Genomic DNA, 15,605 nt, shown 5'->3' with positions numbered 1-15,605 from the left:
CGCAGTTCAATAACCGAGCGTGCGTAGGCCTTTGAGTGGGTCCAGGTTGCAGTTCAACGCAGCGTTGCCAAGTCCGTTATTCATCACCACATTGAGCTGCGTCATATTGGTCACGAAGTTTCTGTCGCCGGTCAGCACCGTGCCTTGCAGCACCTGGCCGCCGCCAATCTGCTGGAGGCTGTTGCCTTGGTTATGATTGCCCTGGATCGCCAACTGCAAGCCGCCATTGCCGGCCGACACACTCACGCGGCCTGCCGCGCTGTCGCCGCTGACGGTGCCGCCGGCCACCAGCACCTGGCCTGACTGCACGATATTGGCAGGGGCAAAGCCGTTCTCGGTGACGTTGATGCCGACAGTGTTGTAGGCGGTGTTGCCGTCGCCGGCGGTGCGCACGCTTTGCGTCACGCCCGTGCCGGTACCCAGGCCGGCACCGCCGACCACGTTGCCGGTGCCGGTGTTCTGCTGGGTGCCCGTGCCGGCCGAGCCGGTGGTCTGCACATAAAACTGCGGGGTGATGGTTGACGCGTCGACCTGCATGCTGGCCTTGCCGGTGATGCTGTCGCCCACGGCATTGGTCCAGGTGCTGCTCATGACAATGCCGAAGCTGACGATCCGCCCCGGCATCACATAGCGGCCGCGCAGTTCGGCCATCTCCGAATCCTTGAGTTCAATGGGCTTGAACCCCGACGAAGCATAAGCGGGCATCGAGGCTGCCAGACACATGACCGTCAGCCAACGGGAAGTGTTCATCTGCTGCTCCTGGAGCGTCCTGCCCCTTATTGCGCTTCTTAGAAGAAGTCGCTCTGGATGAAACCGAAATCCATCAGCTCGGCATCGCCTACGGGCCGGAACGTGTTCAACTGATTCTTGGCGGTCAACGGCGTGGGCGGATCGAGCAAGGCGTTGGCCTTGTCGTAACCTTCACCCAGTACCGCGAAGACAATGCCATTCCAGCCCTTGACGAAGTCGTCGTGTGAGTAGCGCTTGTGGCCCAGCACCGGGTCGCCGATATAGACCCAGTCCTTGTCCGCGCGCTGCAACACCACGAAGTGCTTGTAGCCACGAATTTCCAGCAGCACCACCACGGGGATCTTCACGGTCACCAGGGTGTCCGCTGCGATCTTGTAGCCCCGGGCACGCATGCCGATGCTTTCGAGGTAGCGCTTCATGTCCAGCATGGAAAAGCCCTGGGTGCGAACCAGGTCCTGGTCGGCATTGACCAGCATGCCTTTGATGACGTGGTCTTCGTCTACGTCGAGCCAATAGCCCTGGCGCAGGATGGTGGCAAGTGCCGCGGCACCGCAGCTGAAATCGGTTTTCTGTTCCACCAGGTTGGCGAAGCGGCGCTCACGGATGCTCTCGACCTTCTTGTAGATGACTGCACCGCCAGGCATGGCGGAGATCGCCATGGTGCCTGCCCAGGTCGGGCCGGTGAGCAGCAGCAGGAGGCTGAGGGTCGCGAGACGCATGATCGTGTGACCTGATGGACACGGGAATAAAAAAGGGCCTTGTTGCCAAGGCCCCGTTGGATCAGAAGCGCACGCTGCCGCCACAGGCGTTGCAACCCTGGCCGATCGACAGGCTGTTGCTGCCTTGGTTGCCCGAGCCCGATTTCAGGTTCACCCCTACGTTGCCGGAGTTGCGGTTAACCGAGTTGTCGAGGCTGGAGTTGTTCGACACGTACTGAGGCTTGCCGTAATGGCCATACCCGCTGGCGGCCGCGTTGAGGTAGTTGTTGGCCAGCGAGTTTTGCTCGGTGTTGGCGGCCGCGGCGATGTTCTTGCCATCGGCGGTGGTGATTGCCAGGTTGTTTTTGCCCTGGTTGCCTTGGCCGGCCTGGCCGTTGTAACCCAGGTTGCCGGAGTTACCGTTGGCCGAGTTATCCAGGGAGGCGTTGTTTTGCGTGCCTTTGTTGACGAAGTTGTTCAGGCCACTGGCTTGGTTCACATCGACCACGGCAAACACGCTTGCAAAGTCGCCTTTGGCGCTGGAGATGGCGCCGGAGTTATCGGCCTGGTTGCCAGTGCCGGCTTGGACGTTAACGCCAACGTTACCGCTGTTGCCGGTCACCGAGCCATCGGCGGAGGCGTTGTTTTCAGTGTTGGTGTCGTCGAACTTGTTGCCCACGCTGTTTTGCACATCGGTAACCACCGAGGCAACCACGCCGGTTGGCTGTGGCGCAGGGTGCCAGCCACCCCCTGCTTGAGCGGCGGCAGCCATGAGTGCGGCGAGCGCGAAAACCAGTGGTTTCAGGGCCATTTGAGGTTTCATGGTGTATCTCCTTGCTTCTAATTGGTTGGTTAAGTGTTGGTACGGTCGAACGTGCGCTACCAAGCGGTTACTTGATAGTGATGCCCAGGGTGTTAGCCACTCGGTTCCCCACCCCGGCACTCTGGTTCACCTGAATCACTCCTCGGCTGCCGGTGAAGGCCTGGTCGCTTGTCACGACCTGGCGGCTGCCAGTGGTGGGGGTGAGCCCTGAGTCGGTTGCCAGCGTCGTCGTGTTCTGTTGCAACAGGACGCTGTCGTCGATGCTTTGCGGGCCAGGGTTGATGCTGATCCGTACGGCATTGACTGATTGGTTATGGGCCCCGGCCGACTGGTTGACGCCCAGCATGCCGTTGCCGTCAGTAAATGAGGCGCCCTCGATCGCCGCCCTGGCGTTCAGGGAAAGGTCGACCTTGCCATTCATGGTCTGGACTGAGCGGGTGGTGGCCTGGCCACCGAGCGCGACGGCGCGGTTGTTGATCATCTGTAGCTGTTTGCCCGCCGCCTGGTTGATCATCAGGTTGCCTTTGTAAGCCTCACCACTGTTATTGATCACCGCGGTGTTGTCGGCCATGACCGAAGCGCTGCCGAGCAGGGCCAGAATGAGCAGGGAGCGGTTCATTATTGGCCCCCCATCATGTTGCCGATGTTGTTCAAGGGCGCCATGCCCCGCTGGATCGAGTCGCTGATCTGCCCACCCATCGAGGCGCCCGCACCGTGGCCGGCGGCTGCGCCGGAACCGAGTGTCGTCACGCTGCCTTGGGCGCTATTCAACCCAGGGAGGTTGCCGTTGGGCATGATGGCGCGGGTCATGCTCGAGCCGCTGCTGATGCCGCCGATGTCCAGGTCACTGAGTTCACCGGTGGAACCCAGGATCTCGCGGCTTGGATTGGCATTGGCGGTGCTGGGGTAGGGGTCTTTGCCGTAAGGCCGACCGTACATGTGCCCCTGTACGTCGCGCCCGGTGACGATAACGCCGTCACCCGCAAAGCTCGGAACACTGATGCCGGTACTGAGTACACAGCTGACCAGCAGTACGTTCATCGAACCTTGAGTGAATGTATTCACGGCGACAGTCCTTATGCTTCGCGCTGACCCTGAACAGCGCTGTCAGGGAGAGAGCAGATGGCGTGCCGCTTTTTACTTAGTCTTTATATTCAATGCCTTGCGAGTATTTGTGGGCAAAGTGATGGCATCCCTGTATCAAACCTGAAACAACGCGCTGCCCGTGCACAACGACCCAGCCTCTGCGCAAACGCTTCACCCGCTGTATCAGCGCTGTAACACTGTGCATGACAACACGAAGAACCCGCGCCGCACGGGCGATGCAAGGCATCGGGGTGTTAAATAAATGGACAGTTCAGGCGTGACGAAGCCTGTGCAGGCAAACAGAAGCTCAGCCCTTGGGCGCTTTACGCGGAATCGAGTTGAGTACGGGATTGCCGTCCTGGTTCTGGGTCAGGTAGACCGGCAAAACCTTGGGCAGGGAGGGGATGAGGTTGTTGACCTCATTGAGGTTATAGATACCGCCGATACGAATCGCCCCGGTGTCGGCGTCGGCCAGCATCACCGGTTTGCTCAGGTAGCGGTTGATCAAGGGCAGCGCGTCGGCCAGGGCCAGGTCGTCGAGGATCAGCTTGCCCTGGCGCCAGGCCAGCGCCGTGTCGTTGGGGTTGATCGCGCGCACGCTTGGCGTGGCATCGCCCCGCTGATAGCTGGCTTGCATGCCGGGCGTCAGCGGCACGCTGCCGTGGACCTGGTCGCTGGCAATCTGCACCGAACCTTCGAGCAGCATCACCCGCACCTGGTCTTCGTACTTCCAGACGTTGAACTGAGTGCCCGTGACACGCACCTGGCCATTGCCGGCATGCACGATAAACGGATGGGCGCTGTCATGCCTGACGTTGAAGAACGCTTCGCCCTTTTTCAGCGTGACCCGCCGCTGATCCTTGTAATGGCTGTAGACCAATTCGGTGCCGAGGTTGAGTTCAACCTGGCTGCCATCGCCCAGGGTGACCTGGCGCAGGCCATCGGCGGCCTCGAAGCGCTCGTAGGCACTGGGCAACCAGCCGGCTTCCCATCCAGTAAAGGCCGCGAGGGGCAGGGCGGCCAGGCAGACCGCCGCCGCCACCGCGTAGGTGCGCAAGCGGCTGCGGGGCTTGAACGGCGCCACCACCGGCGGTGCGGTTGCGGTGCGTGGCAGGTGGTCGGCGACGTCCCAGATTTCCAGCATGGCCGCGTATTCGAAGGCGTGCAGCGGGTCGCAATCGTGCCATTGCGCGAAAGCCTCACGTTCATCCGCCGTGCAATCACCTGCGTGCAGGCGCATGCACCAATGCGCGGCGGCATCGGTGATAGCGTCATATTCGGCTTCTGAAAGGGACTTTTCGCTCATTAACTCATCCTGATTTCTCACATTCTAACCTCTAGGGTAGACCGCGAGAACAGCCATCATGGCGATTGCACATCAATTGGAACTTATTCTCGTTTGCTCGCACCTAAAAAGCTCAGGACATTCACACCATGGAGTACGAAAATGCTGAAGAAAACCCTAGTTGCCCTGTGTGCGACCACCGCCTTGCTCAGTGCAGGCGCAGCGATGGCCGACAAGCCGGGCGCAGGCTGGATCACCATCGAAAAAGCCATTGAAGTGGCCAAGACCAAAGCCGGCTACATCGAGGTTTACGCCGCTGAAGCGGATGACAACGGCTATTGGGAAGTCAAAGGCCGCAAGTCCGATGGCACCGTGTATGAAGCACGCATTGATGGCGCGTCGGGCAACATCCTGCGCGACCAGAAAGACTGATGCACCCTCGGGGGCCTGTTCAGGCCCCCGGATCCAATACCCTGCCCAGTTGCGCAATCATGTAGGCCACCGAGTCTGCATTGCTCAGGATGACGTCCATGCGTTTGTCCGGATCGCTCATGAATACCTGTCTGGCTTCATCAAGCGTGGTGGTGCCGGTGAGCCTCAGTACGTGGTCATGCACGTGCCTGGAGGTGGATTCGCCCAGGTCTTCCCACTGTTGCGACTTCCAATTCCAAACCTTGAACAACTGACTGGCCGGCGTCAGGACCGACAACGCCGTCTCGCGGGCGTCCGACAAGGTGTTAAACAGTGCTTGTCCAGTCGGTGCACTGACATTAATCAAGTCGTGAAACGGGCGCATGCTGTCCAGATAGGCGATGTCCTCGGTGCGGCTGGCCAGGTGCGACACTTCGTGGAGTATCACGGCGGCGCGGGCATGGGCTGTTATATCGAAAGGGGCGTTGAGACTATTCAGGTAAACGTCCAGCATTGGATCGAAGAAGCGATTGAGCAGGTAGATCTTGTTCTTGCGGTCCTCGGTCATGGTGAAGCCGTAAGTCTCAAGCGGGTCCCAACGTGCGGTGCCGACCACGAAGCGACGTGAGTCAGGACGCATCAAGGTGGGGTTGACCAGCTCGCCGAGAACCTCGTCGATGCGCCGCTCGATTTTTTGCAATTGCACCGGGCTGAAACTCACCACTGCAAACGTGTCGGTCAACAATTTGCCGACACGGGACCCGGTGGGCAGGGTGCGGACAAACTTGCGCATGTTGCGTTTGCCGTTGACGGCATAGTAGGTCGCCACATTGATCGCTTCGGTAATGCAGCGCGCCTTCCACGGCGAAAGCGCAGCAATGTCGCGCATGCCCGCCGCTTCGATATTGATTTCATCACGCTCGATAGCGCGCGAGCGCTGGCGTGACGAGCCTGCGCCGAAGCGCGGGTGGTGGTCGCTCAGGTCCAGCACCCACTCACTGCCAGTACCCATTTGCACATAAGGCCCCACCGCATCGTCCTGCGCGATGCGCCAGCGCTCCCCGGCCTGGGTGACCGGGTAGACTTTACCCGCCACCGGCGCGAAGTAGCGATCACTCCCCACTGCCGAGTAAAGGTGGGTGAGCGGATTTTCCTGCAGGTCGTCCAAGGAGACCGTCGTGGTTTCAAAGCTTTGCAGCTGGGTTCGCAGAGGTTGCGTGATCTCCAGGGTGCCCACTGTGTGCGCCTGTGCATCCGCTGGCTCGGTGGGGTCGGTTGGGGTACCTCCCGGTACGAGGCCCTCCAAGGCCTTGTGCAGCGACGCCATGCTGGCCACACCCAGTACGAAATTTTTCAGGCCGTCGGTCCAGCGCTGCTGTTGCAGGTCTTCGGCGGATGCCTTGAACAGCTTGAAGCTGCGCCAAAGATCCAACGGATAGTGCAGCTTGCCGGCGATAAAACGAAAGCTGGTCGAGATCCCTTCGCTCAGCAGATCGGTCAAGCCTTCCCACTGATCTTCGCCTTGCGCGTCGAACTGGCGGCTGAGCATGTCCATTAATTGCTCAGTGTTGTCTTCGTACAGTTGAGTCAGCGCGTTGGCCCTGACCGGGGAGTCGGCGAGCGACACTTCCTTGGCTTCGTCAGGCGTGATGGATTTAAAAAGATTCTGGTAGGTGGTCTGATGCACGGCGTTGATATGCCGGACGACCCAGTCCTGCAGCGGACCTTCGCGGCAGAGCTCCTCCAGCAGGTCGGACGTCTGTCTATATTCCTTGAATACGTGCTGCGGTCGGTAAGGCGTGTAAAGCACCAAAGGGCCTGGCTGCGAGGCCTTCGGGCTTATCAGGTAAGCGCCCAGGACCCTGACCGCAGTTGCGTCTTTGTTGGCAATCAGTTCGAGCGGGCGAATGATCGCGGTCGCGCCACTCACTTTTTCCCGAGCCACCGCGTCCGGCATGTCGAGTACCTGCCACACCAGGCTCCAGGCCGCTGTGCTGAGGCGTTGCGCCAGTCTCTCTTCATGGGCCAGGCGCAACAATTGCCAGCGCAATTGCCGGCAAAACAGCGCCTTGCGTTTGAGGCCGTCTTCGCCCGTTGACGTCAGGTGGGTGTTGAGCATGGCCCGATAGGTATCGGCTGTGTCCAGCTGGAAAATCATCTGCACGATCGCCGTCCCATCCAGCCCCGGCGGCAGCGGCGTAGCTGTGCGCGAGACGGGATGAAGGACCTGGGTATGCAAATCGGGCAAATGGCGCAAAGCGTAATCCGTCAGGCTGAAGATGTGCCCGTTCGGCGTCAACCGCGTGCGGATCAGGATATCGTTCGGGTTCAGCGTAAGGTCCGGGAAGCGCTTTTCGAGCAGCACCTGCAGTTGGCTGGCGACATGCTCGCGCAAGGATGGCACGCCGTGCAGGTAATCCTGTTCGTCCGGCGCGCTGCTGAGGTATTGCTGCAACAGTTCGGCATGTCTTATCTGTTCCTCGGGCGTTGCCATGCCCAGCCACGCCGGCAAAGCCTGACGGTGAATGATTCCCTGTGTGATGGCCACGGCTCGGTCCAGATTGGACGGCGCCACCTGCGCCATTTCCTGATCCAGGCAGTCCTGCAACTGCACGGCGCTCAAGGGCGCGGCGCGCCAATAGTCAATACCGCCGAGCATGTGCACCACGTTGCTTTGTTGGCGGTTGTTCAACAGATGTTCGTCGATGCGTTGCAGCGGCCCTAAATGAAACACCTGATGCGGCGCGCGGTGTTGCGGCGCCAGGTTATAGATCAGCGCCAGGCGCTCGTCGGGGATTGCCAGGCGTTGTTCCAGTACGTCGCGCAGGGCGCGCAGTGATGTAAACGCTTCATGGCCGCGCTGGGGCGTCCATAACACGGCTTGTCCCGAACGCAGCAGGTCAACGCCGCCTCGCTCGGTCAGGACGAAGCAATTGGCCAGACCGTGGGCGGTAGGATCGTCGCCGATCCTGAGCGTCAAGCCATAGGCGTCCGGAAGGAAACCTTTGAGCCCCTGGCGCTTGGCGCGCAGCAGGCCGTCGCTGCATAGCACCGTGTCGAGGATCGAGCAGGTGCGCGCGCTGAGCGTGCCACTGAGCTGGCGCATGTGTGCCTCGCTGCGCAGCCCTTGCAGCTGTGCAGCGCCGAGTTGCTCCTGATTATCGCGCAGGAACTTGATCGGCAGATCGTGGACATCTTGGCGGATAAACGCAGACATGGCTTGGTCAGCCATGCGGTTGAAGGTTGCGCTGGAGAGGCTGTCCAAACGCAAGGCAACCCCGGCCTTGCGCGCACTGTAGAAGCCGACCAACGCCGTGTCGCGCACACGCTCGGCAGCCTCTGCCAGGCGCTCAACCAAATGGTCAGTCAAGCTGATGGAGCTAAGCGGAACACGTTCTTCACGTTGTTTGGCCGCAGTGGCGTAGGTGTTGATGTAGACCTTGTTGGCGTCGGCATCCACGTTCTGCTCATGCAGCAGGCGGTTCAACGCCTCGGCCATCAGGCGGCGCAGTGTCGGATGGCTGGCTCGCAGCTTGGTAAACAGCGCTTTGGCGGCTTGCAACACCCGGAGTTCAGGTTTGGCGCGCGTGGCCCGCATGGTTGTCGGGCGTCCGTCGTCGCTATGCACCGGGCGCGGACTCCAGCGTCCCGCGGTGTCCAGTTCCAACAGATGGCTATCGAGCATCGCGCGCACGTCCAGGGTGCAGTCGAGCAGTGCTTCAAGATCCACACCGCCTTCGCTGCGCCGATAAATGCTCAGGGCCTGCTCCATATTGCGTGCTTGCTTGGCCACGATCTCCCCGACCAGATCCTCAAAGACATTGCCGCTGACCGGCAAGACGCTGATCTGTGCGTTTTCCATGCTGAGAAAACGACTGCGCTCGCTGATCGACAGGTAGTTGAGCAATTCGTCTTCATGCCCGACCGCCTTGAGCATACCCAGCAGCGTGGCGTTGAGGTCGTCGATTGCCTTGAGCGTCTGGAGCCCGCGGGTCTGCGTGTACAGATAAGTCTGGGCATCGCTGATCAGCAATGTCGAGGCCAGATCCACAGGGCGCAGGAACGGCGCGTTGATGCGCAACTGGTTGATCGTCAACGAGGGTCGCAGCGCGCAACGCGCCTGCGGCTCCGACACGAATATCGCCCGTGCGTAATAGCTTTCCTCGGCACTGATCAGGCCGGCCTGACGCTTGAGCAACAGGTCGACGCGCATTTTTTCACCTACCGCGTGGGCACAAAACCTGAGGCACGATTCGCCGCTGCCGCTGTCTTCGGTCCACCAGGTCCGTAGCAGGCCGGTCAGCAGGTGGGCCAGTACGCCGGCGGTTTGCTCCACCAGGGTTTCCCACTGGCGTACATCCTCCTTACGCTGAGCGTCGTTGAAGCTTTGGGTGACATGGCGGGGGTTGATAAACGTGCGCGTCTGGCCGGGGGGCCAAGCCTGCCTCAGATAGAACTGCAGCAACACCTCACGCAGTGGCATCGACGCTCGCCATCCGGCTGTCTCATCCGGGGTATCGAGGCGGCTTTCGACACGCGTTTCGTTATGGTCAAGCCCCACCAGGACACCGCTCGCCATCGACGCCAGCGCCTTATCGAGCAGTGTGGGCAGCGTGGGCGTGGTGAGCAGTTTTTCCAGCATGGCTTGTGCGTTGAGTAGCTGGTTGGCCTTTAAGGTTCGTTCCTGATAGTCCATGACGGCGCCTTCAATGTAGGCGGTGGCCAATGTGAAGGGGGCATGTGGGGAAAAGTCCAATCGCTGGTGGATAGATAAAAACTGAATAATTTCAGCGTGATGAAGCGCATTCTTCAGCCGGTTTGAAACGTCAAGCAGCAGCGCCGAACGGTCTTCGAACACTTCGATCCCCCCATAGGGCGTATACAGGAGTGCCGCGTTTGTATCCGGGCTGGGGCTCATCATGAACGCCCCGGCCAACGGCACCGCGGGCTTGTGGGTCGCGTGGATCCAGAGGCTTTCCACCTCCATTGGGGCCTTGCGTACCTGCGGCGAGCGCCGTTCATGATCGGTGGGGTAAAACAGTGTGGGGATCCAATCGAGCTCACTGAGCGTCAACCCCAGCGCACGTTCGCGCTCGGTGGGGGCTTCCCTGTGGGTTGGGCGCAGAAACTCGTCGAAGAAATAAGGCGGTGTGATGCTTGTCATGGTGCGCTCTCCGTCGCGGCCGGTGCGGCCGAATTCGTGAGCCCAAGCTTAAAAAGGCTGGGTGACTGCCCCGCGGTAGATAACTGCTGCAAGGCAGCGGGCTCGGTTGCAGCAGTTATCTACCGCTGCGAAGCGTCGCGCACGCTTAGCCTGTCGCGTTCCTTTTTGGCTGTGACGGAGAGCGCACCATGACACGGCTGACGCCGCCCTATTTTTTTGACGAGTTCCTGCGCCCGGTAAGGCGCAAGCAACCGACCGAGCGCGAGCGCGAACTGGGCCTGAGCCTGCGCGATCTCGACTGGCTGCATACGCTGTACTACGCCACCGACAAGGCCCGCCAGGATGCAGACCTGCGTACCGCGCCCATGGCGGTGGAAAAGCTGACGATCCACCTCCCGGGCAACGCCTCCATGCCCTTGGCCGGCGTATTCCTGATGAGCCCCAGCCCGGACGACGCCAAGGCGGTGCTTTACACCCCTTATGGCGGCCTGGAGGTAATCGACAGCCGCGAAAACGCGCTCGCGCAGCTAAGAGATCGCTTGATAAGAAAGTCGGAACGTATTGATCTAATTAGGTTTATACCGATCAGGCGGCGCCAAGAGCTGGAGGCTGCCAGCGACCTGACCTTGACCGCACACATCATTGAGGGGGCGGTCATGCAGGACCAGGAAGACTCACTCATCGCGTGTCGGCAGCACAATCTGCAAGCGATGCTCGATCAACTGCGCAACACGCCCACGCTGTCATGGATGCTCGATACGCTGCTGTCCTTCATGGGGCGCGCGTGCTTTTCGGGCCTCGACCACCGTGACAGCCGCGTCAACAGTTACGTCCCCGCGCGCGATGGGCGCGAGCCGCAATGGATCAGTTCGATGCCCCTGAGCCAGGCATTGCTGCAGTTTTACCTCAGGCAAGGCTGGCCGCGCGGGCAGACCCGACGGTTCGACAACCCCCGCCATGTCACCTCAGGCCTGAGCGCCGCTCAGCGCGCCGAGGATGTCGAGCGCTGGCAGAGCCTGGTGGAGCGCAGTGCGCAAAGCTTCTCCAGCCTCTTGAGCAGCCTGTTGCACACCTACTGGAACGAAGACTTCGACCGCGGTCAGTCGCGCCATGAGTTTTTTGCCCAAGTGCTCAGCGACACCTTGCGCATCGACCTGCTGCTCAAACGCCAGGACGGCATCGTGTCGGCCGAAGAGAGCCAGCGCCTGCTCGGCGTGTTCCTGCCTGACGAAGCCTCCCGCCGCGCCCACTGCGCAACCCTGCGTGTTGAAACCGTGCACCTGGAGGCGCCGTACCGGCGTGCCATGGAGCTGGCCGGGACCTTGGTGTTCAGCAGTGAACAGGCTTACCTGTATACCCACACGCGCGGGTTGCAAGTGCTCAAGGATGTCGACGATCTCAATGACACCTTGCTGAGCATGCTCAAGGCGGCGGGCCATGAAGACGAGCTGCTCAATTTTTTATCGCTGGATGAACGCAGTGTCTTTGCTGAATCAAAAACTTTCAAAATCAATAGCCTACCGATAAAAGACAATGTGTTTTATGAGGTTGTGGAGGTGATCGCCGTCAAGCAGCACAGCAACCTGGAGCATGCCCTCAACGTGTTCCGGCGCAGTGATGGCAAGGTCGAGTTGGCGGCGTTGCTCGACTGCGCCCTGGACGTGCGCCAGATGCTTGATCAGCGCCTGCTGGCGTTGGACGCCGGTGGGCGCTGGAGCCTGCACCCGGTCACCAGCGGCTATGGCCAGCCGTCGACGGTGCAAGCCGAGCGCGCCAAATTGCAGTTACCGCCCTTGGTGGCCGCAGCCATCACGGTGCGGGCCTTGCACGGCAATCATCCGACCCTGCGCCAATTGGCGACACGCGCCTTGAATGCCGAACTGGACAAAAGCCAACTGTCGCAACGGGCCAATGAGATGTACATCAACACCTATCCCAGCGAGGCACAGCAATCGGAGGAGCGCACGCCCGAGCGGTCAGTGAGCATGGTCGAACACTTCATCGAGTGCCTGGCCGGGGTCGGCGAGCCCGTGCTGGAGTCGCCCCGCACCGGGTTCTATACCGCACGGCGCGCTGGTGCCGCGTTGCGCTTCAGCAACCTGGGCAGCCAGCAGTTCAACGCACTGATCGACCGCGCGAAGGTGCCTTTCTTCAACCATGACATCCGCACCTTGCCACGCCAGTTTCTGCAGCAGCATAAGGCGTCGCTGAGCGAGGCCTTGATGCTGGGGTTGCGCGGCGAAGCCGACCTGCGCCAGCTGAATAAAAGCCTGCCGCCCGGTGCCCATGAAGTCCTGGATACGGTACTGCGTCACGACAGCCTGATCCGTCTCAAGCGCCACGGGCTCAACGGCTTCCTGCCGGATGCGTTCAGCTTGGCCGTGTCCTCGGGCAGCGATGACGCGCTCTATTCTCTGGCCAATTGCTTTGTGCTGACCGAGCGGGGCGGTATCGACCCCTCGCTCTCGGGCCTGGCCGTGCTGTGGACGCCGCAGCAGGGGTACGAAGTCTTCGCCTCGATCCAGGCGGCCTGCCAGCGCCTGGCACAGCGCCTGGCGCAGCCGGATGAACGCTTGTCGCTGCTGGAAAACCTGGCGATCACTCACCGTCTTCCACATCAGGATTACCGGCTTGGCCCCCTGCAGCGCATTGACGATCACCTGCTCGACAATCGCCAGGAGAGCTGGCACGACCACGCTCTCGACCGTATTGACTATTTGTTGAAGATGCCCCTGGGCCCCCGGCAACTGCAGGACAGCTTGGACAACGCCATGCAGCAGGCACCGCCCACCAACCTGAACCGCGCGACGGCCATAGCCCAGGGAATGATTCACCAACAGGACCTGCCGGTGTGGCTGGGCATGGCCGCGCCCGAGGAGCAGCGCCTGCACGCAGAGCTGCTTGAACAGTACCGCCTCAGCACCTTGGACAAGCGCGACTACCTGCACAGCTTGCCGACGTTGCGCGAACACGCGGCAACCACCCTCACGGACCTGTTGGAAAAGCGCTTTCCCGGCAAAGCTATCGACCCGGACAACGTACTCATTCCCGGCCGAACGGCCCTTGACGGCCACGACCTGAGCCTGATCGATTTCGCGCTGAGGCACTTGCCGGACCTGCAGGGCGACAACATTCGCCCACGCTCGCGAACCGCGACCGCGTTGCCGGCGGCGCTGGACGGTGCGGCGGTGGTGCAACTGGTGCGTCAGCTGGACCTGGCCGGCTATTACGGCGCGCTGCTCAAGACCCATCTCAACGGGAACAGCGAAGACAACCGTCAGCGTCGAGCGTTGTTTTGCCGGCAACTGCCCTGGCAACTGTTGCGCCATGCCCATGAAGAGAAACTTGAAGGACGCATCAGCGACACGGCGTGGCGCTATATCCTGCAGGTATTCGACATGCCGGATGCGGTGGCGCGTGCTGCCCTCGAGGGCGCTTCGGCGATGATTCGGCCGCTCGAGCTGATCGCCACTCCAGGCGCGGTGCCGGTCAAGCCACTGGGCCTGTACCTGATCGGCCCCCGGGCCGGGGCTGCCGAGCCGCTGGTTTTGTATGCGCCTTACAGCCCGTTGCCGGTGCTGCGTGAATATGCGCGCGCCGAAGACCTCCTCAATGACATAAACCGTGCCGGCCCGCTGCAAAACTGGATCATCCGCCAGTTGGACGCTTCGCACCAAGCCACTTATCGTCATCTGTTACCGTCCAACGGTGCGGATATCCGGCTTAAATCCACGCCTGTCCCAGGCAATCTTTTGTCGCTGCTGTTCGAGGACAACACGCTCGCGCTGATCAAGATGCTGGCCTGCCAGTTCGACCGCGACGGCAAGGCCGAGTGGGACGCGGTCACCGGTCTGCTGCGCAAAGACATTCCCATCGCTTTGCAATTTATCGCGGGCAAACTCAACTACCCGCGGGTGGTATGGCGCGGTTTCAAGCTGGTCGAGGCCTCCGCCGAAGACTTGCAGCAACAGCGCTGGGGGCCGGCACTGAAAAATTTCATTCTTGGCGTAGCCAAGCTGTTCGCCCTGCGCAAGCCCCTTGAGGCTGCGTTGGCAGCCGCCAGCCCGGCTGAAACGGCGTCAACCGGGGTGGATGAGTCGGTGCCGGCCGCGACCACGCTGGCGACGCTGGACATGACCGAGCCCTTGCGCACGCGCCTGCAACACTTTGAAGACCACAGCGTTGCACTGGCCGACCTGGCAGCGAGCGACCAGACCCATGTCTACCAGGCGCCCGGCACGTCGCAGGGTTATGTACCCGTCGCGGGCAAAGTCTACCCGGTGCGCAAGGCTGGTGATCGTTGGTGCATCGTCAAGAATGACGAGATAGGGCCTTTTGTACAGCGCAATACCGATGGGAAATGGATACTGGACCTGAGCCGACACGACCCTCGGTTCGGTAAAACCCTGTCACGTTATGCGGGACGTAGGTACACACGCAGTGCCGAGCGGGACTCGATACATGTCGAGGCAGTCGGCCTTGAACAGATAGCTGCGTTATCGAGCTGGAAAGCCCAGTGCATCAATGAAGCACTCAATGTGGCAACCTATTACGCGGTCAACTGCAAACGCAACCTTGTGCGCTTTGCCGAGGAGCGCAGCCCGGAAAGCCGTGTCGGGCGATTCTTTACTGAACTGTTCGGCGTCTTGAACCTCGACCCCGCGCAACTGGCGCGGGTCGAGCGGCGAGTGGATGAAGTGCTCAACGAACTGGTCAACCCGAGCCTGTGCAAACCCGGCTCCGGGCGTTTTGTGAGTGGCACCAGCCGCTGGAGCCCCATCGACACGTACGCCTTTGTCTTGTCGGACGATATCGACAAGAAAATCTACCTGCTGGACCGCTTTTTCGACCCCAGCCTGGACACTTACCAGAACCGTCTGAACTCGCCCTTCAGCATCAACGCGCATGCTCGGGCGACCGTACTGATCCACGAACTGACACACCTGATGAGCAGTACTGAAGACATCGCCTACCTGGACAGCATGCGCCCGTTCCCCGATTTGATTAATGTCTCGACCTTGCTCGGCCAGTCGATGCGCACCGACCTGATCGATTTACGCAGCACGGCATTGTCGACCCTGACGCCTGCCAGTGTGCTGTTCAGGACCTGGGATGCCCTGTCGCAGCGCTGGGAGGGCATGGGGCACGACGACGCCACGGTGCACGCCAGGGCAAAAATCCTCAAAATGACCGGGGCTAAGACGTTGAATGACGCCCGGCAGATCTTCATGAGTAACCCGGACAAGCGCATCGACACCATTCTAGCCAACGCTGACTCGGTGACGTATCTGATTTCAGAATTGGGCAGGGAATTGGATCCAGGCGCTTGAGCGTACGGTGAGTCTTGCCCGGCTCGACAGCCTCGTATTGACAGCAGGCGCGGCGTGC

At 61.0% G+C, this 15,605-nt stretch carries 9 protein-coding genes; 2 read left to right on the top strand and 7 right to left on the bottom strand.

Annotated features, from left to right (window positions below; translation table 11 throughout):
* Nucleotides 1–6: 6 nt before the first annotated feature.
* The 6 genes from KVG91_RS25385 to KVG91_RS25360 form a co-directional block, all read right to left on the bottom strand.
* On the bottom strand, nt 7–750 hold the full coding sequence (locus KVG91_RS25385) for a hypothetical protein (RefSeq protein ID WP_169375744.1): 744 nt from the start codon (nt 748–750) through the stop codon (nt 7–9).
* Nucleotides 751–788: 38 nt separating this feature from the next.
* Nucleotides 789–1,469 carry a C39 family peptidase gene (locus tag KVG91_RS25380; protein ID WP_169375745.1) on the bottom strand — a complete coding sequence of 227 codons (681 nt, stop codon included), beginning with the start codon at nt 1,467–1,469 and terminating at the stop codon, nt 789–791.
* A 61-nt stretch (nt 1,470–1,530) separates the two neighbouring features.
* Complete coding sequence (locus KVG91_RS25375; protein WP_169375746.1) at nt 1,531–2,271, bottom strand: hypothetical protein; 741 nt, start codon at nt 2,269–2,271, stop codon at nt 1,531–1,533.
* Nucleotides 2,272–2,338: 67 nt separating this feature from the next.
* Entirely contained in the window at nt 2,339–2,890 is a 552-nt protein-coding gene (locus tag KVG91_RS25370; protein WP_169375747.1) for an adhesin, read from the bottom strand.
* Nucleotides 2,890–3,336 (bottom strand): hypothetical protein, encoded by a 447-nt coding sequence (locus KVG91_RS25365; RefSeq protein ID WP_169375748.1) that lies wholly within the window; start codon nt 3,334–3,336, stop codon nt 2,890–2,892. Before KVG91_RS25365 ends, KVG91_RS25370 begins: the two co-directional genes overlap by 1 nt.
* 328 nt (nt 3,337–3,664) lie before the next feature.
* A complete protein-coding gene (locus KVG91_RS25360; RefSeq protein ID WP_169375749.1) occupies nt 3,665–4,663 on the bottom strand; it encodes a FecR family protein in 999 nt (332 codons plus the stop codon).
* Between the two features lie 141 nt (nt 4,664–4,804).
* Between KVG91_RS25360 and KVG91_RS25355 the strand changes: the two genes are divergently transcribed.
* Complete coding sequence (locus tag KVG91_RS25355; RefSeq protein WP_034104642.1) at nt 4,805–5,074, top strand: PepSY domain-containing protein; 270 nt, start codon at nt 4,805–4,807, stop codon at nt 5,072–5,074.
* A 19-nt stretch (nt 5,075–5,093) separates the two neighbouring features.
* Here the strand turns inward: KVG91_RS25355 and KVG91_RS25350 are convergent, their stop codons facing one another.
* A complete protein-coding gene (locus KVG91_RS25350) occupies nt 5,094–10,217 on the bottom strand; it encodes a dermonecrotic toxin domain-containing protein (RefSeq protein ID WP_169375750.1) in 5,124 nt (1,707 codons plus the stop codon).
* Between the two features lie 188 nt (nt 10,218–10,405).
* Between KVG91_RS25350 and KVG91_RS25345 the strand changes: the two genes are divergently transcribed.
* Nucleotides 10,406–15,547 carry a dermonecrotic toxin domain-containing protein gene (locus tag KVG91_RS25345; protein ID WP_169375751.1) on the top strand — a complete coding sequence of 1,714 codons (5,142 nt, stop codon included), beginning with the start codon at nt 10,406–10,408 and terminating at the stop codon, nt 15,545–15,547.
* The last annotated feature ends 58 nt before the right edge of the window (nt 15,548–15,605 follow it).

Origin of the sequence: Pseudomonas azadiae (assembly GCF_019145355.1) — a bacterium.
In the GTDB taxonomy this organism is placed as follows: Bacteria; Pseudomonadota; Gammaproteobacteria; order Pseudomonadales; family Pseudomonadaceae; genus Aquipseudomonas; species Aquipseudomonas azadiae.
Note: the sequence above shows the minus strand (reverse complement) of the source record. Positions and strands in the feature narration are given on the sequence as shown.